Below are 21,918 nucleotides of genomic sequence, written 5' to 3'. Positions count from 1 at the left end.
AACTTACGTGCGGCGCATTTCCACGTTCATCACGCCTTCCACTTGATTCAGAACAATTACCAGCAGTGCCATATCCGATTCGGCTCTCAGCTTCGTTTCGTAGCAGAAGTCGATTGCTTCGCCTTGCCGCGCTGTCGAGCTCTCGGTGAGCACAAACGACTGTAAGTATTCCGACATGACCCGCTCGACGATCGCGCGGTCATGCCCCAGCGCCAATCGAATGGATAAATGGTGCCTGCGCGGCTTGGCTTCGGCCTGGGTTGCCGTCCAGTGGCTCAGGGCAATGGCGATCAAGCCGGTCATGGGAACGCCCACGAGAGCGACCAGGTACAAGCCCGCGCCCGCCGCCATGCCTACGATCACGGCGAAAATGACAAAGGCCGTGTCGCGCGTGTCGTCGACGACGGTCCGGAAGCGAACGATCGACAGGGCGCCGACCAGGCTAAAAGCTCTCGCCACGCTATTTCCGATGACGATCGAAACCATGGCGATGAGCATCGACAGCAATACCAAGGTCGTGGCCAGCGGAGCGGGGTGCGATCGTTCGCGACCGTGGGACGCGAGATAGATCGCCGCGACGCACGTTCCGAACGCGAACGACATGGCCAGTCGCAGCGCGAGCCCGGTCGCGTCGTCCGGGATTCCCTCGGTGGTTGTGGGAGTTAACCAATCAGGCATGTTGCTCGCCTCCTTCCGTCTTTGACACGAGGCCCAGGACGTGCGCGGCGGCGCGGTATTTCGAAAAACGCCCGGGCACGAGCCGGAATCGCTCGAGAACATCCTTGAACAAGCAAGGAAGCGCGCCGGAAAACTTGAATTCACAGATGGTCTGTGCGGAAACCGAACGAGCGGCGTTGGTAACGTGATCGGAGATCGACCACCGCTCGGCGCGGAAGGCCGTCAAGTCACGGTCGAACGTTGCGCGCACCGGCCCAAACTCGGAGGGGCCGACGAGAGCGCTACGCCGATAGGCAACCGCGCAAACGGGACCTAATCCGTGGCGACGGATGGATTGGTGAAACCAGAGCCCTGCCCAATTCGGTGTTGTGGAATCTCCCGCCAGTTCACTGGCTTGTTCGGCGTCAACCACGGTGCGTTTCTTGCGCACGCGGCTTTTGTGCCTGGTCTTACGTTCGAGATACACGCACGACTCCTGGCCATAGCGTCGGAGCCGAAACTTTCTCCGCTTGCGCGGCATCGTACGATGGAGCACATCGAACCGAGAAGTATCGGTGTACAGCGTCGTCACGGGATAGGCCCGATCCGGTGCCTGGGCTGCATAGGGATCAAGGTGCAGTCGGGTGGCAAGATACCGCTCAAGATCACGGGCCACATCCGCATCGAGCACCATCTTGATTTCAAAGGCCGAACGCCCGCCCGTCGCCCCACTCCGCAGCGCTGGGGAAAGTGCGAAATGCGCGACGTCCACACGTAGCGAGGGGGTTGCGGAGCATTCGGAAACCTCGGCAGGCATAAGGGCTCTCGGAGCTACAGGAAAAGCGGACCGGATCATGTTCGACTCGTACTTGCGAAGGTGCGTTAATCGTCAGTCAAGGACGGCGCGGGTCCCGGCTTTCGTCTTGGATGTCCTGGCCGGGGAGGAGCACTTACTTGCAAGCGCGGCACCGGGATCCGACGTTGCCAAGGCACGCCCGCGAAGCGGCCAGACTTCGATCCGCCCCTATTAGTAGGTCACTGTCTCTGCGGATTACCGTCGCAATATCCGGGAGAATTGCCTTGTGGAGGCTAGCAGCCTGTTGAAGAACTCAACGGGCTGCGACATCGCCGGGATGCGATGGCAAAAAATCGACGTAAGTCGTTATTTTGCGAGCCGTGCGAAGCTTTGCTTCGCACTTGGCGAGGTTGAAAAAAGCCACGAGGGCTTTTTTCAACAGGCTGCTAGGGCGAGGGCAGAAGCGCCGCCAGATTTCAATAATCGACGACCGGCCAACATCGCCACGGCAACGCGCCAACCGGGCGCCATCGTTTATGCGGACGAGCACCAGGTCGCCGCGATACCTCACCGAGGCTATCGGCGCAGATAAGACGCGGCTCCTGTTGACCCCAGTCAGCCGCGAGCAACACCCCCTGGATGGAGCCATTCTCCCGGCGACCGGTCGCCATAGCGCTTGTTGAAGTTTCCTAGCTTAGCAAGCGCCGGCCCTATCGCTTAGTGAGATAGCAATCAGGATAGCGCCCGAAGTTCATTTGTAAAAGAATTTGCTGGTAAACCGCCTCGCACATTTCAATAATGACGGTTCGACGCCGCGCGCCTCATATTCTTGAGCCGACGCATGGCGACGGGAACAGGAGGGCTGGATGGCTGGGGCGAGGTTCTTGTTCGCCAAGGTCCGTGCATCCGTGCGTCGACAGAAGCGCCATCGGGCGTTCGCGGTGTGTACGATCGGATTGGCCCTTCTTTGTTCCTTGAGCCCGCGAGGACTTACCGCGGCTGAACCGCCCGAAGCTGGCGAATCGGCTTCTACTCCGGCGCCGCAAGGCGACGCAAAGTCGTCACCGAGCGATGCGGTTCCACTGCTCTCGCTGAAATATCTTCCGTCGGAGACCGCGGCTTTCTTCTCGATACGCCCGCAAGGATTCTTCGGCCGCGAGGAGCTAAAGCTGCTCGATCGCTTGCTGAACATCAATGGCTCCGATTTCCGGAATCCCGTGCCGGTCACGAAGATCGAGCAATTGACGATGGCGATGTTGCGCACGAATCCCGATCGCCCGGCGCGGGAAAACGGCCCGGGCCTGATCTTCGATCTCGTTCTGGTCCGCGCCAGTGAGCCCACGGATTGGGATAAAAAGCGTGCCGCGTTTCCCTACGAGATGAAAGAAATCGAGCACGCCAGCAAGCGCTTCTACAAGATCCCCGATTTTCCGAACATCTGCTTCTTTCCGGCCGATGAGCGAAATTACGTCGTCGCCGAGGAGTGGATCTTGAAACGCGTCATGGAACAAGCCGCCGGCGAACCCGTCAAGCTGATCTGGGACGACGCCTGGCCGCAGGTTGCGACCAGCTCGGTAGTCTTCGCCTTCGACCCCGCCTTCGCCGTCGAGTCGATGAAGCAGGGACGCGAGCTGCCGGGCTTCGAGCAACTGCTCAAGGACGTAAAATCGCTGTTGGCGACCCTCGACGCGGACACTGGCATGCGCTGGCGACTGATGCTCGATTGTCCGGACGAGAAGATCGCCAACTCCAAGGTGCAGGCCGCGAAGGCGCTGATTGGCGTGGCGCGCTTGAGCATTAAGCCCAAGCCGAAAGAAGATCCCCCGGCGGACGGCAAGAAACCGCCGCCATCGCCTTCCGACTTGTTGGGGCAACTGGCCACAAGCGCAGAGTTCTCGCAGTTCGAACGCACGGCGATCGTCACCATGCGGACCGATACCGACGTGGCGACGGGCATGCAAGTCATCACCGAGGCGGTAGGGCAGTTCTTTGGCACTCGCGTGACACGCTCGGGAGGAAACTTCCAGTTCGCCCGCGCCCCCCAAGAGCCGGTGGCCGCGAGCGTGCCGGGGGGCGTGCGCAACTCGCCCGCGATGGCCAGGCGGCGCACCACCTCGAAAGAAAACCTGGAACGCGTCGCCGCGGCTCTGCTCAAACACGCCGAGCGCACGAAAGCGCTGCCCGCCCGGGCAAGTCTCGCTGCCGACGGCAAGTCCTTGTTGAGCTGGCGGGTTCATATCCTGCCGGACCTGGGATACGAAGAGCTGTATCGCGAATTCCATCTCGATGAACCGTGGGACAGCGAGCACAACGCCAAGCTGGTCGCAAAAATGCCGCGCGAATTCGGCGGGGTACCCGCCGGCAAAGCGCCGGCCGGCGGCAATACCATGGTCATGGCGATCGTCGGACCGACGGCCTGTTTTGTCGACCAAGGTACGAAGAGTCTTTCGGAGATCGCTGACGGCCCGGCCACGACGTTGCTGGTGGTCGAAACGCGCCGCAACGTTCCCTGGTCCAAGCCTGACGATGTCGCGATTGGGGCCGACGGCAAGCCGGTGGGACGTTTAGGGGGCATTCATCCGGGCGGCGTGGTGTTCTGTACGGCCGACGGCCAGGGGCATTTTCTGCGCGACGCAACTTTGGCCGCCGCCCTGCCTGCCCTGATCACCATTGGCGGACAGGAGCCGGTCGATCAAGCACGGCTAGATGAAGAGTAGACCGAGCCGCGCATGCACCGCGTGCCGCATGGTACCGCGAACTCCAAACAGAAGTGCGCTACGGGTAACAGAGTCACAGACATCACAAACTAACAAGGGTGACAGTGATGATCGGGCCGCGAAGCTGGCAGGTGCGTCACGGACTCGTTTCGTGTTTTGCGCTTCTTTTGGCGGTTCCGCTTGGTGTAACCGATGCGCGGCACGCCACGGCCGCCGAGGCAGCGCCTCAATCGTGGGAAGGTGCGCGGGCACTGGCCAAAATGATCGACGCGGAATTGGCGTCGCGCTGGAGTCAGCAAAGAATTGTGCCCGCGGCACCCGCCACCGACACCGAATTCCTGCGCCGCGTCTATCTGGACGTGGCCGGGCGTATTCCCTCGGTGGCCGAGACGCGCGATTTTCTGGAAGATGTCTCGCCCGATCGGCGCGAGCGGATGATCGATCGCCTGCTCGAAGGATCCGCTTACACGAATCACTTTGCGCGCACGTGGCGCAACACGCTGGTGCCCGAGGCCGACAGCAATCTGCAGATCCGCTTCGTGGTATCGACGGTCGAGGCGTGGCTACGCAAGCAATTTCGCGAAGGGCGCGGTTACGACGAGATCACGCGCGAGCTGTTGACGACGCCGGTGACGCAAAACGGCAACCCGATCAATCCCTACGATCGCCGCGCGACGACCCCGGTCGCATTCTTTGTGGCCAAGGAAGGCAAGCCCGAGAATCTAGCAGCGGTCACCGCGCGAACGTTCCTGGGTGTACGTATTGAATGCGCGCAATGCCACGACCATCCTTTCGCGCATTGGAAGCGCGAACAGTTCTGGCAGCTAGCCAGCTTTTTCGCGGGCATCGACCGGCAGCAGAAGGATGCCGACTTTTCGCCACTCACAGACAATCTCACCAAGCACGAGCTGCGTATTCCGGATACCGAGCGTGATGTGACCGCGACGTTTCTCGACGGCACGACGCCGGAGTGGACCGAGCAAGCCACGGCGCGCGGCAAGCTGGCCGAATGGATTACGTCGCGCGAGAATCGCTACTTCGCGCGGGCGTTGTCGAACCGCCTGTGGGCGCACTTCTTCGGCGTAGGGATCGTCGACCCGCTTGACGATCTCGACGAAGCGAACCCGCCCAGCCATCCCGCGCTGTTGGAGATTCTCGGAGAGCGGTTTGCGTCGAACGGATTCCGCCTCGGGTATCTTATTCGCGCAATAACGACCAGCCGCGCCTACCAGCTATCGAGCAGCGTCAGTGACGAAAGCCAGCGCACGCCGCACGCCTTTGCCGTGATGCCGGTACGCGGATTATCGCCGGATCAACTTTTCGACAGTCTGGCCACGGCGGTCGGCTACCGCGATCAGAATCTGGCCAACGGCCAGGAAGCGTTCGTCAACGGCACGCCGCGGTCGACTTTCCTCGAGTTGTTCGCCAATCAGCGCGACAAGCCGATCGATTACGACACCTCGATCATTCAAGCCATGGCCATCATGAACGGACAATTCGTCGCTAACGCGACCTCGGGCAGGAACGGCGCCATGCTGGGCGCGATCGCCCAGTTCCCCGGTTTCGATACTCGGCAACGGATCGAGACGATGTATCTGGCCACCGTGCAGCGGACGCCCACGGACGAGGAACTGAAGCGATTGGAAAAGTATCTGGCCGAGAGAGCCCTATCGCTGAACCCCGAACGGGCCATGGGGGACATCTTTTGGGCGCTGCTGAACTCGAGCGAATTCGTTTTCAACCATTAATTGCGTAATTATGGCCAGCGCGTCCGCGGCAAAGGCGGGCCGGGGCAGGGCGCGTTGGCATCAAGGAAAACTTCGGAATCTCGACCAACGGCGTTCGGAGCAGGAGACATGAAGTTATGAACGAGAAACTGAATTCTGTTGCGCGCGGATTTTTCGGTTCGCGGCGCGATTGGTTGCGCACGACGCTGGGGGCCGCCGCCGGTATCTCGGCCAGCGGCTGGTTCGATGCGCTAGCGGCCCAAGCCGCGACCGACAACCGCCGCAAGCGTTCCTGCATTCTTCTGTGGATGTCGGGCGGTCCGAGCCAGACCGACACGTTTGATCTCAAGCCCGGCCACGCCAACGGCGGGCCGTTCAAGGCGATTAAAACATCAGCCCCCGGCATGGAAATCTGCGAGCACATGCCGCGGTTGGCGCGGCTGGGAGATCATCTGTCGATCGTCCGATCGATGAGCACCAAAGAGGGAGACCATTCCCGCGCCACTTACTTGCTGCGCACCGGCTACGTGCCTGGCGGACCCGTGGCTTACCCTTCGCTGGGGTCGCTTGTGGGCAAGACGATCGGCGACGAAGCTGCCGAGTTGCCCAACTGCGTCAGCATCGCCCCGATGACATTTCTCAGTCCCGCGGCCTTCGGTCCAGGGTTCCTGGGCCCGCGTCATGCACCGCTCGTGGTCGGCAACGGGCAGTTCGTCGTCCAGCAGGGGAACAATTACGAGCAGCAGCTCAAGGTTCCGAATCTGACTCTGGCTAAGGATGTCGAGCGCGCGCAGGCCGATGCGAGACTCGGTCTCTTGGCCGATATGGAGCGCACCTTTGCCGACACGCATCCGGGCCACGCCCCGCAAAGCCACGTGGCGGCCTATCGTCAGGCCGATCGCCTGATGCGCTCGAGCGCCACCGCGGCTTTCGACCTGGAAGGCGAAGCGGCGCCGCTGCGTGACGCATACGGCCGCAACGCGTTTGGCCAGGGTTGCTTGCTGGCGCGACGCCTGATCGAGCGCGGCGTCCCGTTCGTCGAGGTCTCGTTCAACGGACTGCCCGAGTTGAACACATTCGGCTGGGATACGCATCAGAACAACTTCGATCTGCTGAAAAAGATGCTGCCGGTGCTCGACTCGGGCTGGGCTACGTTGATCGAGGATTTGAAAATGCGCGGCCTGCTCGACTCGACGCTCGTCGTATGGATGGGCGAGTTCGGCCGCACGCCGAAGATCAACAACAACCAGGGACGCGATCATTTCCCCACGGCCTGGTCCACCGTGCTGGCCGGCGGTGGCATCGCTGGCGGTCAGGTCGTGGGCCGGACGAGCGAGGACGGCATGCAGGTCGCCGACCGCCCTGTTTCGGTCCCGGATCTGCTCGGCACGATGGTGCTGGCGCTGGGACTTGATCCCATGGACCAGAACATGTCGAACGTGGGCCGCCCCATCAGGCTCGTCGATCCGTCCGCAAAACCACTGCGCGAGTGCCTGGTATGAGAACAGCGACTTTGTCTCGGAAACGGTTTAGATACTGGGTGCGATTGCTCGTTTGCGGCGCGGCCTGTGCCGTGCCCGCCGCGAGTGTGCGCGCCGACGATGCTAAGCCCGCGGAATCTTCCGCCGAAGCAATCGCCATCGCCGCGGACAATAGTGATCTGCAAGATCTCGTCCTGTTGAATGCCGGCCGGCCGGTCTTTCTCCGCTTGCACTTGCGGCTGGGCGGGCAAGGCTACCAGTCGACCTGGGGCGACTACCTGTGGGAACGATTTCAAGAGTTGGACGCCGATGCCAGTGGCGGCATCGACGATGCCGAGTTTCAAACCGCGGACTGGACCGCCTTCAACGAGCGGCGCACGCGCCGCGGCGATTCACGATTCGAGATATTGACGTTTCTCGACCTGGATACGAATCCGCAGGACGACGCCATCTCGTTCGACGAGCTGGTTGAACATCTCGCGCAATCCTGTTTCGGTACGGGGCGCAACGGACAACGTCAGCCGGCGGCGGGAGATGATCCGCTGTTTGCCATTCTCGATCACGATAATGACCAGTTGCTCGACGCCACGGAAATGACGGCCGGCCTCGATCGCCTGCAACGCTTCGACCGCGACGAAGACGAGACGTATTCCGAGTTCGAGCTGCGCGCCGACGGCAACCCGTTCGGCAACCAGGTGTTCGCAGCGCCGACCCCTGGCGGTGTTCCGGGCACGTTATTACTGGCGCCCGTCCCCGACCAGCCGCCGGCCGAGATTTGCGATGCGATCGTAGCGCGCTACGACAGCGCGCCGACGGGCGAGCAAAAAGACCGGCTGCTGACTCGCGAGGAACTGCAACTGGCTCAGGAGGAATTTGCCGCGGCCGACAAGGATGCCAGCGGCAAGCTCGACCAGGCGGAGTTGCAGGCCTGGTATATCGCGCAGCGGCCCGACGTCGAGCTGGCGGCCGACCTCGATCCTGAAGTTAAGGGCCGGCGCCTGCAAATCGTCAATCAGTTGAACGATCCCAACCGGCAATTGCGCGTCGACCTTGATAAGAGCGGGGCGATCTTCGTGCGCGGCATCTCGTTCGAATTGGAGCTCTCCGGCGCGGGAGCTGCCGATCCGAAGAATACTGAGAAGCGCGTACGGCAGCAGTTCAAGAACCTCGATCAAGATAACAACGATTACCTCGACAAGCAGGAGCTGCGACGGACAGCACAGCGGAACGACTTTGCGAAGATCGACAAGGACCGCGACGGCAAGATCTTCGTCGAAGAATATGTCGACTACCTCAGGCGGCAAAACGAAATCTCGGCCAAGCGGGTCAATGCCGGGTTCACGGATCGCGGTAGCACGCTGTTCGAGATTCTCGACGGCAACCGCAACTCATACTTATCGCTGCGCGAGTTGCGAGAGCTTGCGCGCACGGCGTCGGCCTGGGACCGCGATGCCGACGGCAAGATCAAGCACGACGACGTTCCGCGCCGCTACCAGATCGTGCTGGCGCCGGGCGGCCCCTCCGGGAACGTAAACGGCGTCGTGACCTTCGTCGCCTCCGGTAACGGCAACCAGGAACAACTCTCCGGCAAAGGGCCGGTATGGTTCCAACGCATGGATCGTAACCGCGATGGCGACCTCTCACGGCGCGAGTTCCTCGGCACCCGAGAACAATTTCAAAAGCTCGACGCGGATAACGACGGGCTGATGACGCCCCAAGAAGCCGAGGCGCTTGCGGCAAAGAAATGATGGCTAGCGGCCCCGAGAGCGCCGATGCTCCGCGCTGCAACGTTCACCTTCCTTCGGACGCCAGCTTCCAGCGGCAACCGCCGAAGGCGCACGAGCTGAGCGCATCCGACGCGTGGCGGGTTGAATATTCGAAAACTCCGGCGATTTTGCCGACTTCTCTGTGCCTGCTGGCGCCCCGGCGGCGATCCAGGCGTGAAGGATCGCTTTCTCTTGCTCGGACAGCGACCCTGCCGACGCATCGGCCGGCGGCATCTCTTCCCGGCGAATCAGTTCCCAGAGCTCGGATTCCTCGGGCGACGAACGAATGACCATTTCGGGATTGGAAGCGACCCGCGCCAGGTCGGTTACATATCCGAAGCGACCCTCGGGCTGCGGTAAGTGAGCGCCGTGACACTCGTTGCAACGGGCCGTGAAAACGGCGCGTGCGGCCGATGCGATCTCGCGCACGTCGGGAACATTGGGCGAGCCTGCCCGACAGTAGCCGTGAAGCAGCATGACCAGGAAAGACGCGATTTGTAGAAGGCGAGCCATTCTTCTTTTCCTTTTTTGCGCGGGACGCGCGAGGCGGCTGTTTTCAATTTCGCGCGATGGTTACGAATCGGCTTGCGGTCACGAGGCGAGCGTGGGATCGGCGATCGCGAGCGTTCCGTCGTTCGTGGCGTAGCGCACCGTGGTCACCCCGAGCACGTCGCGCAGCCGACCGGCGGGCAGGTCACGCATCGGTCCCGGAGTTCCCTTGCCCGGCTCCGACTGCGGAAAAGCGGTCGAACGGGCGGTGTGGAAGAGGAGCTTGCCTTCGACCTTTTGCAGGACCTGGTGAATATGCCCGTTGAGGACCGTGACCGAGGCAAACCGTCTGAGCAGTGCGAGCGCTTGTTCGGCGTCCTTCGTGCCCCAGCCCCATTTTTCGTAGACGGTCCACAGCGGAACGTGCGCGAAGACCACGACAGCCGCGCTTGGCGATAAACGAGCCAAATCCTTCCGGAGCCACTCCAGTTGCTCAGGGCCGATCTGGCCCAGACCAGCCGCGCTACCTGACTTCGCATTGGCGACGTTTACCAGTCCCACGAAGTGAACTCCCTGATAATCGAAGCTGTACCAGCCGGTGCCCTGCGTCCCCTTGCCGAATCGCTGTAGATAGAGTTTGTTGTCCTCGGCGTCGAAGTCGTGTTCGCCGGGCACGTAGAGGACGCGCGATTTCACTCCCTTGAGAATCTCGGCGACCGTATCGAACTCGTCGGGCTTGGCAAGGTGCGTGAGATCGCCCGTGTGCAAGACAAAAGCGGGAGCCTGTGGCAAAGCGTTGATTCGATCGATCGCGATTTGCAGCGTGCCGACGACGTCCTTATTCGGTTCCTTGCCGAAACCGATGTGGCTATCGCTGATCTGGACGAAGGAGAAGGGGCTAGCGCCGGGCCGAGGGACCTCCTGTCCCAAGGCTCGCGCCGCCGGCATCCCGCCGGATAATGTCCAGACCAGGCCGGTGCCGGCCCAGGCCATGCACTCCAGAAACCCTCGGCGATCGACACTATCGTTTGCACCTCGAAGTTTGGTTTCGTAAGTCATCGTGTGTCTCCAAAAATGGCGAGAATTTCAACAAACCGGCCTGCCGACGTAAACTTGAGTCGCACGGGCGTTGCCTGGAGTTGACTGGCCCGAGCGGGGCAAAATTCCCGCAAATATTTGCGAAACTTTGCGGGAATAAACTGCCCGATATCCCAGTCTGGGAATTCGGGGCCACGCGCCGACCAAGAGGGTTGCGAACCAAGAGGACCGGCAACCAGGAGGAACAGCGAATCGCTTGAGCGACAGCAGGCTGGCCAGCTTTGAAACGGCGGTCTTGCCACATCTCGATGCGGCCTACAACTTGGCGCGGTGGATGACGCGCAATGAGGCGGACGCCGAGGATGTCTCGCAAGAAGCGCTGCTGCGCGCCTATCGGTTTTACGACACCATGCGGGGCGCTAATTGCCGTGCCTGGCTGCTAACGATCGTTCGCAATACGTGTTTCACATGGTTGCAAGCGAATCGTCCGGCGGAGTGTACGACCGCCTTTGACGAAAAAGTACACAGCGTCGGGTTGCACGGTTCGGAACCCGACGCGGCGCTGATCGCTAGCGCCAATCGAGAGATGGTGCGACAAGCCATCGAGGAATTACCGATAGAGTTTCGCGAAGTCTTCGTGCTACGCGAGGTCGAAGGAGCGACGTACAACGAGATCGCCGACATTGCCGGTATCCCGCCGGGCACCGTGATGTCACGTCTTGCTCGGGCCCGTCAGAGGCTGCAGCAATGTCTCGCTCGACGGCTCGCCAACGAGGTGTAATGTGGACTGTCAACAAGCATCGCAGCTGTTGCACGCCTATCTCGACGGCGAGCTGGACGCGGTCCACAACGTCGAGATCAAATCGCATTTGCAAAGCTGCCGCGCATGCGGTGCCGCGCACGAACAAATGCAATCCCTGAGACGGCTTGTCGATCGTAGCGAGCTTGCCTACCGGGCGCCCGTTTCTCTCCGGCAGAGGGTGCGAAGCCAGCTGCACCACACCGATTCACCACGCATCGTGTGGTGGCAACAGCCGCGCCGGCTGATGGCGCTGGCCGCGGCGGCCGTGGTCCTGCTGTCGGTCATCGGCATAATCGATCGTCGATGGCGAAGGGATACCCAGGTGGCCGTGGTCGATGAGGTCGTAGACAGCCACGTCCGTTCGCTACTGGTCGATCATTTGTCGGACGTGGCTTCGACGGATCGACACGAAGTAAAACCGTGGTTCAATGGAAAGCTCGACTACGCGCCGGTCGTCAACGATCTTGCCGCGCGCGGCTTTCCCCTGATTGGTGGAAGGTTGGACTTCATCGATCATCGGCCCGTCGCGGCGCTAGTTTATGGGCGGCGGAAGCATGTTATCAATCTTTTCTGTTGGCCGACCGGCGACAGAGGCCATGACAGTACCGAGTTAAAGCAGTCCGAGCAAAATGGCTTTCATCTTGTCCATTGGACGCAAGGGGGACTGCAGTATTGGGCCGTCTCCGACCTCAACGCGGTCGATCTTGCAGAGTTCGCGAGACTCGTCCAGGAAACTCGTACGGAACCGTCCGAGAATTAGAGTCTGTTTATTTGGCGCAGCAAACGGCGGGCGGATACCACGTTGATGCCACGATGGATCCGCTCTCAGCGACATTCATGGCTTGGGCGGCGGCACTAACCAGCCGATGGCCGCGCCCATCGTGGACCCTATAACGGCGCCTAGGCACGCCCCTCCCATCATGGGTCCGATCACCCAGAGGCCGCAGGCGGAAGGCACTTCGGGACGATGGGCGATGGCTGGGCCAGCAAGCGAGCCGGCTATCAGCCCTATTAATCCGAGCAGCGCTCCGAGAGCGGCAATCTGGACGTTCTTGTCATCGCTTGAGATTCGCATGGCGGCGCTCAGGCAAGCCCGGCGATTAAATGTTTGTTACGAATCAGGGGCGTTCACGGACGTCGTCCCTCCCGGCCTCTGGCAAACCTCTGCCCTTGCCTCGTGCCTAAAATACAAGGGCGCCGGCGCACGCAGCAAGCGCGCCCTTAGCTAGAACACCTGTCGCGCTTGCTATACTTGCTTACCCGCCTGCGGCGGAAAAGCAGGGCACGGAATTCTCAGTGATTCGGGAACTTGACGGGTCGACTAACTTCCGGCCGGGTCGGCGTTTTCCGCGGCCGGTTTGCGCTCGCCGCCGCCACGGTGCATGCGCTCGCTGCGGTCGCCACCGCGCTGGCCCCGTCCGCGTCCGCCGCCGCCGAATCCGCCCGGTCGCCGGCCGCCGTTGGCCTTCACGAACTTGAGCGCCTCGTCGGCGTCGACAAAGCCGTCGTGATCCGCGTCGAGCAAGCCGAACATCAATTGGAAGCGCTCGGGCACCTCGTCCTTCGTCAGCTTGCCGTCGCCGTTGCCGTCGAGCTGGCTGACCAGTTCCTTGGCACGGTCTTCGACCGACGCGGCCGGCTCGAGCTTGGGAATCGTGCCGTCGGCCAACAGCTTCTCACGATCAAGCGGAATCGCTACGTCGAAGAACCCGATCATCATTTCTTCGAACGTCTGATCGCCCCAGTTCACGCGCGCCGAAGGATCGGGATTGGCCAGGTTGTTGTCCGAATTATCCCAATGGGCCACGCAATGAATGCGTGTGCCCGGCGGCAGCGTCTTGGCCTCGGCCAGCTCGTAGCTGGTTTGCCAGTTGAAATCGTAGCGGGGGATATCGAGCAGCATCTCGCGCTTGCCGTCGGGATAGATCGCTTCGTACGAGAACGCCTTCCCGCGCACGTGCATGTGCGGCGAGTACGACAGCACGGTCAGGTCGTGCTTGTACGGCGTCATCGTGGCTTCGCGCGAGTAATCCTCGGCGTGCGGCGGAATGTTGATGCCGCGGTTGCCGGTCGAAACCGTCTGCACCATGTGCGTCAGCTCTTCGGGCTTGGCGAAGATGAAGCCGATCTTCGACAGATCATGCTGCTCTTTGCCGACCGGCGTGTAGTGCATCTGGAACACCAGCTTCGAACCCGCCGGGACGTGCTTGGCCATGCCGTCCGGGAACGGCGTGGCCCGATAGCCCGGCACATACGCGGCTAAAAAGCCCAGGCCGTTTTCATCGAAGCTGCCGCGGTCGCGTCCAGGCGCCTGCACGAAGCACAATACGTGATGCACGACCGGAGCGCTACCCGGAATGACCTGGCTGGCCTTAATCCACTTGTCTTCCTTGAAGCCGGGGTCGACGGTGAAGTACTGATATTCCACGACGCCGTCGGCCGGCACCGTGTACGGCTCGGCCTGGATATCGACGACCAGGTCGGGCTCGCGCTGTAGCGTCCAGCCTTGAGCATATTCGCGCGGCTCGGGCAGGTCGGCGCGGTCGCCTTCCGGAGCTCCGGCAGCGACCCATTTGAAGATCGTTTCCTTATCCGCGTCCGACAAGCTGATGTCGTTGCGGAAATGTCCAACCTTGGGGTCGGCGTGCCAGGGCGGCATGCGGCGCTCGCGCACCACTTCGGCGATCATGTCGGCCCAGCCGGCCACTTCTTCGTAATCGGTCATGGCGAAAGGTCCGATCTCGCCCGGCCGATGGCAGCTCACACAATGATCCTGGAAGATTCGCGCGACTTGCTTCGAGTAGGTGATCTCCGAGTTTTTGTCGACGTCGTGCATGCGGCCGATCAAGCAGCCGGTTGCATCGACGTGCGCCGTTTTCACCGCTTTATCGGCCAGCACCGCGTCGAGCGCCGTCGCTACATAATCGTTATCGATCTTGTCGCGCACGTAACCGACGCCGTACCGATCATCAATCCGGCCCGAGTAACGCACCACGTGATTCTTGTCGAGCACGAAGACTTCCGGCGTGCGGGTGGCACCGATGGCGTCGGCCACCTTGTTATTCAAATCCTTGAGGATCGGGAACTCGATATTCGAGGTGCGAGCATAGGCCGCGATCTCGGCCAGCGAATCCTGCCGGTTGGGGTCGATACCAATGAACGCCACTCCCTCGCTTCCGTACTTGGCCGCCAATTCGGCCAGACGCGGACCGTAGCTTTTGGCCAACGGGCACTCGGTCCCCAGAAACGCAACGACTGTCGCCCGCTTGCCGGCCAGATCCGCAAATGAATGCTCGGTGCCACGATAGTCCGCGAGCGTGAAGTTCTCGACCTTCGCGCCCGGCTTGGCGCTCGATTTGGTCGCAGCGCTCGCCGTTTCGTTGGCTACCATCAGGAGCGCCATCATCAGGACCATAATCCCCAGGACAGAAGGTGCTGCGGAGAAGCGCTTCATGGAACATGACCCTTACGAAGATTGAATAGATCGGGTAATTGCGGATACTGTCGCTGAATCTGGCCCGTCGGGCCGCAGGGGCGAAGCCCGTCCACGCACGTATACCAGGGTGCGGCGAGAGCGGTTTCAGGCGGTGCGATGCGAGGCGGAGGACGGGATCGCAAACGTTAACTCTAACCGCATGCGCAAGCTGGGTAAATGTCAGCCCAGGGGCGCGTCAGGCGCGCGGCGACCCCGCCTTCCCCCATCCTGTCGGCATGATTAAACCCCGGCCGGCGTCACGGGTGTTGCCGTAATCGGTCTCTGTTGCCAAGCGCGGCCGATCTGCGAGAATCGACCGCAGTTGCCGCGGCCGATGTCGTGCCGCAGTGGCCCCTTTTTCGGCCGTTCCCAGCATAGGAGGCTCTTTGGCATGGCCAGGCCCGTCACGCTCTTTACCGGTCAATGGGCCGATTTGCCGCTCGAGGACCTGGCCCGAAAGGCCAGCGAATTCGGCTATCAGGGCTTGGAACTTGCCTGCTGGGGGGACCATTTCGACGTCGACAAGGCCCTGTCGGACGACAGTTATTGCGTCGGCCGCCGCGACCTTTTGGAACGGTACGACCTGCAACTGCACGCCATCAGCACGCACCTGGTCGGACAGGCCGTGCTCGATGTGATCGACATCCGGCACAAGGCCATCCTGCCCGCGCATGTGTGGGGCGACGGCAAGCCAGCCGGCGTCAATGCGCGAGCGGCCGAAGAAGTGAAGAACACGGCGCGCGCCGCGCAAAAGCTGGGTGTGGAAGTCGTAAACGGCTTCACCGGCTCGAGCATCTGGCCGCTCTTGTACAGCTTTCCGCCAGTGCCGCAGGAAATGATCGACGCCGGCTATCAGTTGTTTGCCGAGCGATTCAACCCGATCCTCGATGTCTTCGGCGATTGCGGCGTGCGGTTCGCCCTGGAAGTACATCCGACGGAAATCGCGTTCGACCTCTATAGCGCCGAGCGAACGCTCGCGGCCATCGACCGGCGCGAGGAGTTCGGCTTCAATTTCGATCCCAGCCATCTCTTGTGGCAAGGCGTCGACCCGGTCGAGTTCCTGCGCGCCTGTTCCGACCGCATCTATCACGTACACGTCAAGGACGCGATCGTCACGCTCAACGGGCGCTCGGGCATTCTGTCGAGCCACCTGAATTTCGGCGATCCGCGCCGCGGCTGGGATTTTCGTTCGCCGGGGCGCGGCGGCGTGAATTTCGAAGAGATCATTCGCGCCCTGAACCAGATCGGCTACGCCGGCCCGCTATCGGTCGAATGGGAAGATGTGGGCATGGACCGCGAAGCAGGGGCCCGCGAGGCCGCCGAGTTCGTCAAGCGGCTCGATTTCACGCCCAGCCAGGTGGCGTTCGACGCGGCTTTTGCCGAGAAATAGCCGCCGAGTGTGCGGAGGCGGAAGCCGTCTTGTACCCGACGTTTTGATTGCGACCGCGTGATAGACTGGATTGAGGTACTTTCCCCTCGTCCCGCGGATCATTTCCTTGCCGATCTGCTGTCGCCTCTTACTTGTATGCGCTCTGCTTGTGCCTGGCCTTGGCGTGGCGCTAACGACATTGCGCGCCGCTGCGCCGGCAGCCGCGGGGCGCAGGGAATCAAAAGAGATCAGCGCCCAGCACGCGGCGCTGCACGCCTCTTACGCCGAAAAGCTGGCCGAGCTCGCCGCCTGGGCCGAGGGCCAGCAGCTAACTGACGAAGCACAGATCGCGCGCGACTGGCTGCCGGCCGAAGAACCGAATCGGATCACTTTGGCCTGTCGCCCCGCGCCGGATGATGCCACGAGCGAAACACTTACGTCGACGTCGGCCGAATGGCGCGAGCGTTTTGCCGCGTTGCGAGCCGAGCAGGCAAAGGCGCTTTTCGATCTCGCGGTCGAGGCAGCCGATCACGGCCACGCGGCCGATGCGTTTCCGCTATTGGTCGAAGTGATTCGCGAACAGCCCGACCACGAGAAAGCACGCCAAATCCTGGGCTATGAGAAATACAAAGGGGACTGGCTGACGCCCTTCGAGGTGGCAAAAGCTCGCGAAGGGCAGGTGTGGCACGCGAAGTTTGGCTGGCTGCCCGCGGCGCACGTTGCCCGCTACGAGGCGGGCGAGCGCTATTACAACAATGGCTGGATCAAGGCCGACGAAGAGCAGCGTCTCCGTGGCGGCTCACGCAAGGGAAGCAAAGGGTGGGATGTTGTCACGGAGCACTACAACGTCCATACAACGCACAGTCTCGAGGCGGGCGTGCAACTGGCCACGCGCCTGGAGCGTTTGTACGACGCGTGGCAGCAGTTGTTCGCGAGCTTTTACGCCACCGACGAGCAACTCGTCCGACGCTTCCGTATGCAGGCCGCCACGAGCAACACGCCGCAGCGGCATCGGGTGATGTACTTCCGCGACCGCGACGAGTACGTGCAGGCGCTCGAGCGCAAAGAACCGAACATCGGCGTTAGCGCCGGATACTATCTGGCCGCGAAGAAAACGGCTTATTTTTACGCCGTCGATGAAGCGGATCTCACGAATTTGAATCACGAGGCCACGCATCAACTGTTCAATGAAGTTCGCCCCGCGGTCCGTGATATGGGACGCGACGGCAATTTCTGGGTGGTCGAGGGGATCGCGTGCTTCATGGAATCGCTCACCGAGGCCCATGGCTGGCACCTGGTCGGCGGCAACGATGCGGAGCGGTTGATCGCGGCGCAGCACCGTCTGCTGGTTAACGATTTTTACGTGCCACTTGCCGAGCTGACGACGATGTCGATGGATCGATTAAAGGTCGATCCGAATATCGCGACCCTCTATAGCCAGGCCACCGGCCTGACCTATTTCTTGATGTTCGCCGACGAAGGGCGCTACCGTGCGGCGCTTATCGCTTATCTTTCGGCCATCTATCGCGGGCGTGACCGTGCTGGCACGCTGGCCGAATTGTGCCGCTCGAACTACGACGAGCTCGACGCGCAATACCGCGACTACTTGAAGAGCGTCAAGTGAGGGACTTCTCGAAGACCACCATGCCCATTTCCCTCGCTCGCGATTCGGGCTAATGTGACGGGTGTCGCGAGTGCCTCGTATAGCAGCGCCCGTGAATTCACGGGTGGACAAGCCATCCGTGGCACCCCGAATGCCAATGCTTGGGATTCGGACCGCCCGTTGCCCGTTTTGCTCGCCTTCCTTCAGATCGGAGTTTTATTCGTGCGTCCCTGGAAGCTGGCCGAGACGAACTACGCTTACGTGAAGGAAAACAAGTTCCAGGTGGCGGTGTTGCCGCTGGGGGCCACCGAGCCGCATAACCTGCACCTGCCATACGGCACCGACACGATCGAAGGGGACGTGGTCGGCGAGGAAATCTGCCAGGCGGCGCACGATCGCGGGGCGAGGGTCGTGCTGCTGCCGACGATTCCCTACGGCACCGAAACGAACCAGATCGCTTACCCGCTGTCGATGAACGTCAACCCTTCGACGTTGGCCGCTGTGATCGGCGACCTTGTCGAATCGCTCGCCCGGCACGACATACGCAAAGTCGTGCTGCTCAATAGCCACGGCGGCAACGATCTGAAGCCGATTTTGCGCGAGATGTACGGCAAGACGTCGGCGCATTTGTTCCTGTGCAACTGGTACAAGGTGCTGGCCGACATCGAGCACGAGATCTTCGTCGAGCCTGGCGATCACGCGGGCGAAATGGAGACGTCGTTCATCCTTGCGTATCGTCCGGAACTGGTGGCGAAAAACCCCGATGGCAGCCTGGCGGCCGACGCCGGCGCGACGGCGGCGACGAAGTTTGACGCCGTCAACCGCGGTTGGATCTCGATCACCCGTCCCTGGCACCTGCTGACCACGAATACCGGGTCGGGCAACCCTCACGCGGCGACGGCCGAAAAAGGGCGCGCCATGATGAAGCTGCTGGTCGAACGGCTGGCGCAGTTTCTGGTCGAACTATCGGCCGCGCCGCTGGATGAGCGGTTTCCTTATTGAAGGCGTCGACACGAATGCAGAATGCAAAATGATGATGATGAGTAGGATTCGGAGAATGCCGCGGAACTCGGCCTTGAGCGAAGCATCGAAGCCGGGCCGAACTCGTCATCGCAAGCTGCGTCGTGCGTTCTTCGCGCGGCCGGCGATCGACGTCGCCCAGGACCTGATCGGCAAGATTCTGGTACACAGGCTGGGCGACGGGGAGTTTCGCGGCCGCATCGTCGAGACCGAGGCGTACGTTGGCCCGCACGATCTGGCGTCGCATTCGTCGAAGGGACGGACGAAGCGCACGGAAATCATGTTCGGACCGCCGGGCTACGCGTACGTTTACCTGATCTATGGCATGTACGACATGCTCAACGTTGTGGTCGGGAAAAAAGGGGACGCCCAGGCCGTTCTCCTGCGCGGAGCTGAGCCGCTGGGCGATTGGGACGCGCACATCATCGGCCCCGGACGGCTGGCGCGGGCTTTCGGTGTCACACGCGCTCACAACGGCGTCGATCTGACGCAGAACGATCTGTTCTTTCTCGACGATCCGCGCGATCGGCCGAAGCTGCGGCGCACGAAGCGGATCGGCGTCGATTATGCCGGCGAGTGGAAAGACGCGCTCTTGCGATTCGTCGATGCTGATTGTGCAGCGCTACGGCGCTAAAATCGCAGCAATACCCTCGCTATCGCGCGGCGCAACAAAAAAGCCGCTCCGCGGCGCCGTGGGCCCGCGAAGCGGCTCAAGTTCATCAGCCGTTGCAAAGCTAATAGTAGCTTACTGCATGCTGCCGCCTGTGTAAGGCGCGTAGTCGGCGTTGATCTTCGATCCGGCGTAGCGGATCGACTTTTGCACGCCGAAATTACCCGGGGCTCGATAGATGCGAGGATAGTAACCCGCGTTTCCTTGGAAGCCCGGGTCATACGAATAGCGGCGCACCGGCTGGCTGGTCATGCGCTGCTCGCTGGCGAACATGCCCGCACGGTATGGTGCCCACGCATTGTTGTGGAAAACCATCCAATTGTTGGCCGGCGTGTAGTACCACCAGCGGCCATTATGGCGGCGATAGCGCCAGCGGGCGGCCGTCGCATTGCTGTTGTCCTGTTGCTTGGTCACGGCCTTCTGATCACCAGCCGCGGCATTCGCCGCGCTCTTCTGATCGTCGGCCAGTGCGCTCGTCGCCAAGAACAGCAGCAGGGCGACGGCTGCAAAACGAGATAGGGCATGCATGACAAAACCTCCGAAAACTTTGTGGGCGTTTGCCGCGACGATCCAGAAGCGCCGAAATCAAAACACTCCTTGATTGCGCGCTTCCTTCGTCACGGCGTGCGATACGTGAATTATAGGACTATCGCGGTCGGGCAGACACCATCTGATAGGCGACAGCATTTTCTGGACCGCGCCCGCCTTGCAAAACTGATAGTGAAGCTTTTCACGAAGTGCGGGAACGGCTTGAATCCACGCGCAGGCCGCCCGCATGGTGAAAAAAGCCAACATCGGTGCGATTTGACGGCGCAATGGACATTCAGCACGCCAACCGAGGATTCAGGCCACGATTGCTTCGGCCACGGCTACCGGCACGACGTGCTGAGACGCATCCTCGCGGGACAATTGGTCGAGCGCCCGCAGCCGGCCTTGCCGGGCAATGGCATGACAGGCGCGGATCCGTCGCTCAACCTCGGCCACGAGTTCCCGTTCATCGGCCGTGGCAGCCTCTTCGGCGGGAATCGGCTCGCCAACGTGGACATGGATCGTCGACAAGCCGGGAAAGGCATGGTCGCGCGGCCAGGCCTGGTAGGCCCCATCGATGCCGATTGGCAAAAGCGGCACCTTCGCGCGGCGGGCCAGCGCTGAAAAGCCGGGTTTGAGCGCCGCCACTTCACCGTCAGGCGATCGCGTTCCCTCGGGAAAGATCAGCACCATCTCGCCGCGCTTCACGCGCCGCAGCGTCTCCTTCAAGCCCGAGAGCCCCAACCCTTCGCGATCGATCGGAATGGCATCGAGCGATTGAATGAGCCAGCGAAACGGCGCGAAGGCGAATAGCGTCTCCCGCGCCATGTAGTTCAAACGTCGCTCGAGCGTCGCGCCCACCAGCACCGGGTCGAACATGCTTTGGTGGTTCGAGAGTACCAGGGCCCCTCCCGCGGCGGGCTCATTCTCGCGCCCGGTGCAACGAAAATGAAACAAGCCCGTGAACGTTAGCCGGCACGTCACGTGCAAATATTTGTACCAAAGCTGTTTCGCGAGCGATCGGTCAGCCATGGTTGCGCTAAATGACGAATGTCGAGAGTCAAATGTCGAAGCAGACAGCCCCGCTTCGATTGGGATTGCGTCTACTTTGCGGCTTCCGGCATCCTTGCTCGCACGAGCGCCTCCAAGCGGTCGACGACTTCCTCGGGCGCTAACCCATCCGTGTTCACGTGTACGGCGTCGGCCGCCGCCACGAGCGGACCCACCTCGCGCGCAGCATCGCTTTCGTCGCGCCGGTTCTGGTCCGCGAGCACCTCGTCCAAGCTTAGCTTCTCGCCACGGGCCGCCAAATCGGCCTGCCGCCGCCGGGCCCGTTCATGGGGCGAAGCGTCGAGAAAAATCTTGCATTCAGCGTGCGGAAAAACGACCGTTCCCTGGTCCCGCCCCTCGGTGACGATGTCCAGCCGACCCGCCACTTGCCGCTGCAGCTGGACCAGGTGCGCGCGGACTGCAACGTTGTTGGCGGCGTAATGCGTGGCCGAGGTCACCTCGTGGCTGCGGATTTCGCTGCTGACGTCCTCTCCTTCGAGATAAGTGCGGTCGTCGCGAATTTCGATATTCAGCCGCCGCGCCAGGGCCGCGAGCGCCGTCGGGTCATTCCAGCCAAGGTTCTGCCGTAGCGCCGCCAGCGCCACGGCCCGATACATCGCGCCCGTGTCGAGAAAAGCGAAACCCAGGCGCTGCGCCAGCATCCGCGAAACGCTGCTCTTGCCGGCTCCGGCAGGTCCGTCGATGGTCACGATCATGGGATTCTTTTGAT

General features: G+C 61.8%; 18 protein-coding genes. 11 read left to right on the top strand and 7 right to left on the bottom strand.

The genetic code is table 11. The annotated features are described in order from the left end of the window. Positions 1-3: 3 nt before the first annotated feature. Together VHD36_13915 and VHD36_13910 are read right to left on the bottom strand one after the other, a co-directional pair. Positions 4-678: a DUF4956 domain-containing protein gene (locus tag VHD36_13915; protein ID HVU88412.1), complete on the bottom strand. Its 675-nt coding sequence runs from the start codon at positions 676-678 to the stop codon at positions 4-6. Next, the gene (locus tag VHD36_13910; protein HVU88411.1) at positions 671-1,351 is read right to left on the bottom strand and encodes a VTC domain-containing protein; all 681 of its coding nucleotides are present in this window, start codon (positions 1,349-1,351) and stop codon (positions 671-673) included. Before VHD36_13910 ends, VHD36_13915 begins: the two co-directional genes overlap by 8 nt. A gap of 406 nt (positions 1,352-1,757) precedes the next feature. On the opposite strand from VHD36_13910, the gene VHD36_13905 reads away from it, so the two are divergent. The 5 genes from VHD36_13905 to VHD36_13885 all read left to right on the top strand — a co-directional run bounded on the left by VHD36_13905 (position 1,758) and on the right by VHD36_13885 (position 9,126). Next, positions 1,758-2,045, top strand: coding sequence for a hypothetical protein (locus VHD36_13905; GenBank protein ID HVU88410.1), 288 nt, complete (start codon positions 1,758-1,760; stop codon positions 2,043-2,045). 274 nt (positions 2,046-2,319) lie between these two features. After that, on the top strand, positions 2,320-4,170 hold the full coding sequence (locus tag VHD36_13900; protein HVU88409.1) for a DUF1559 domain-containing protein: 1,851 nt from the start codon (positions 2,320-2,322) through the stop codon (positions 4,168-4,170). A 107-nt stretch (positions 4,171-4,277) separates the two neighbouring features. Beyond that, complete coding sequence (locus tag VHD36_13895) at positions 4,278-5,918, top strand: DUF1549 and DUF1553 domain-containing protein (protein HVU88408.1); 1,641 nt, start codon at positions 4,278-4,280, stop codon at positions 5,916-5,918. A gap of 116 nt (positions 5,919-6,034) precedes the next feature. After that, positions 6,035-7,399, top strand: a complete 1,365-nt coding sequence (locus tag VHD36_13890; protein ID HVU88407.1) for a DUF1501 domain-containing protein — start codon at positions 6,035-6,037, stop codon at positions 7,397-7,399. Between the two features lie 71 nt (positions 7,400-7,470). Continuing rightward, positions 7,471-9,126, top strand: coding sequence for a hypothetical protein (locus VHD36_13885; GenBank protein HVU88406.1), 1,656 nt, complete (start codon positions 7,471-7,473; stop codon positions 9,124-9,126). A gap of 609 nt (positions 9,127-9,735) precedes the next feature. Here the strand turns inward: VHD36_13885 and VHD36_13880 are convergent. After that, positions 9,736-10,692: a metallophosphoesterase gene (locus VHD36_13880; protein ID HVU88405.1), complete on the bottom strand. Its 957-nt coding sequence runs from the start codon at positions 10,690-10,692 to the stop codon at positions 9,736-9,738. 235 nt (positions 10,693-10,927) lie between these two features. Here VHD36_13880 and VHD36_13875 point away from each other — a divergent pair, with 235 nt between their 5' ends. Beyond that, a complete protein-coding gene (locus tag VHD36_13875) occupies positions 10,928-11,452 on the top strand; it encodes a sigma-70 family RNA polymerase sigma factor (protein HVU88404.1) in 525 nt (174 codons plus the stop codon). Beyond that, a complete protein-coding gene (locus VHD36_13870; GenBank protein HVU88403.1) occupies positions 11,391-12,233 on the top strand; it encodes an anti-sigma factor in 843 nt (280 codons plus the stop codon). Before VHD36_13875 ends, VHD36_13870 begins: the two co-directional genes overlap by 62 nt. A gap of 561 nt (positions 12,234-12,794) precedes the next feature. Here the strand turns inward: VHD36_13870 and VHD36_13865 are convergent. Then, positions 12,795-14,927, bottom strand: a complete 2,133-nt coding sequence (locus VHD36_13865; GenBank protein ID HVU88402.1) for a redoxin domain-containing protein — start codon at positions 14,925-14,927, stop codon at positions 12,795-12,797. A gap of 412 nt (positions 14,928-15,339) precedes the next feature. On the opposite strand from VHD36_13865, the gene VHD36_13860 reads away from it, so the two are divergent. The 4 genes from VHD36_13860 to VHD36_13845 all read left to right on the top strand — a co-directional run bounded on the left by VHD36_13860 (position 15,340) and on the right by VHD36_13845 (position 19,574). Then, positions 15,340-16,338 (top strand): sugar phosphate isomerase/epimerase, encoded by a 999-nt coding sequence (locus VHD36_13860; protein ID HVU88401.1) that lies wholly within the window; start codon positions 15,340-15,342, stop codon positions 16,336-16,338. Between the two features lie 148 nt (positions 16,339-16,486). After that, complete coding sequence (locus VHD36_13855; protein HVU88400.1) at positions 16,487-17,941, top strand: DUF1570 domain-containing protein; 1,455 nt, start codon at positions 16,487-16,489, stop codon at positions 17,939-17,941. A gap of 201 nt (positions 17,942-18,142) precedes the next feature. After that, positions 18,143-18,922, top strand: coding sequence for a creatininase family protein (locus tag VHD36_13850; GenBank protein HVU88399.1), 780 nt, complete (start codon positions 18,143-18,145; stop codon positions 18,920-18,922). Between the two features lie 55 nt (positions 18,923-18,977). Next, positions 18,978-19,574 carry a DNA-3-methyladenine glycosylase gene (locus VHD36_13845; protein HVU88398.1) on the top strand — a complete coding sequence of 199 codons (597 nt, stop codon included), beginning with the start codon at positions 18,978-18,980 and terminating at the stop codon, positions 19,572-19,574. A gap of 111 nt (positions 19,575-19,685) precedes the next feature. On the opposite strand, the gene VHD36_13840 is transcribed toward VHD36_13845, so the two are convergent. The 3 genes from VHD36_13840 to cmk all read right to left on the bottom strand — a co-directional run bounded on the left by VHD36_13840 (position 19,686) and on the right by cmk (position 21,904). Then, the gene (locus VHD36_13840) at positions 19,686-20,138 is read right to left on the bottom strand and encodes a hypothetical protein (protein ID HVU88397.1); all 453 of its coding nucleotides are present in this window, start codon (positions 20,136-20,138) and stop codon (positions 19,686-19,688) included. A 315-nt stretch (positions 20,139-20,453) separates the two neighbouring features. Next, positions 20,454-21,170: a lysophospholipid acyltransferase family protein gene (locus tag VHD36_13835; protein HVU88396.1), complete on the bottom strand. Its 717-nt coding sequence runs from the start codon at positions 21,168-21,170 to the stop codon at positions 20,454-20,456. A 71-nt stretch (positions 21,171-21,241) separates the two neighbouring features. Further along, entirely contained in the window at positions 21,242-21,904 is a 663-nt protein-coding gene (gene cmk / locus VHD36_13830) for a (d)CMP kinase (protein ID HVU88395.1), read from the bottom strand. Positions 21,905-21,918 lie beyond the last annotated feature (14 nt).

The sequence above is a fragment of the Pirellulales bacterium genome (assembly GCA_035546535.1).
Lineage (GTDB): Bacteria > Planctomycetota > Planctomycetia > Pirellulales > JACPPG01 > JACPPG01.
This window is presented reverse-complemented; position numbering and strand designations above follow the sequence as displayed.

Bases quoted from the DNA above. Each gene is read 5' to 3' on its own strand.
- VHD36_13915 (HVU88412.1), bottom strand. From the start codon at position 678: ATGCCTGATTGGTTAACTCCCACAACCACCGAGGGAATCCCGGACGAC.
- VHD36_13910 (HVU88411.1), bottom strand. From the start codon at position 1,351: ATGGTGCTCGATGCGGATGTGGCCCGTGATCTTGAGCGGTATCTTGCC.
- VHD36_13900 (HVU88409.1), top strand. From the start codon at position 2,320: ATGGCTGGGGCGAGGTTCTTGTTCGCCAAGGTCCGTGCATCCGTGCGT.
- VHD36_13895 (HVU88408.1), top strand. From the start codon at position 4,278: ATGATCGGGCCGCGAAGCTGGCAGGTGCGTCACGGACTCGTTTCGTGT.
- VHD36_13890 (HVU88407.1), top strand. From the start codon at position 6,035: ATGAACGAGAAACTGAATTCTGTTGCGCGCGGATTTTTCGGTTCGCGG.
- VHD36_13880 (HVU88405.1), bottom strand. From the start codon at position 10,692: ATGACTTACGAAACCAAACTTCGAGGTGCAAACGATAGTGTCGATCGC.
- VHD36_13865 (HVU88402.1), bottom strand. From the start codon at position 14,927: ATGAAGCGCTTCTCCGCAGCACCTTCTGTCCTGGGGATTATGGTCCTG.
- VHD36_13860 (HVU88401.1), top strand. From the start codon at position 15,340: ATGGCCAGGCCCGTCACGCTCTTTACCGGTCAATGGGCCGATTTGCCG.
- VHD36_13845 (HVU88398.1), top strand. From the start codon at position 18,978: ATGCCGCGGAACTCGGCCTTGAGCGAAGCATCGAAGCCGGGCCGAACT.
- VHD36_13840 (HVU88397.1), bottom strand. From the start codon at position 20,138: ATGCATGCCCTATCTCGTTTTGCAGCCGTCGCCCTGCTGCTGTTCTTG.
- VHD36_13835 (HVU88396.1), bottom strand. From the start codon at position 21,170: ATGGCTGACCGATCGCTCGCGAAACAGCTTTGGTACAAATATTTGCAC.
- cmk (HVU88395.1), bottom strand. From the start codon at position 21,904: ATGATCGTGACCATCGACGGACCTGCCGGAGCCGGCAAGAGCAGCGTT.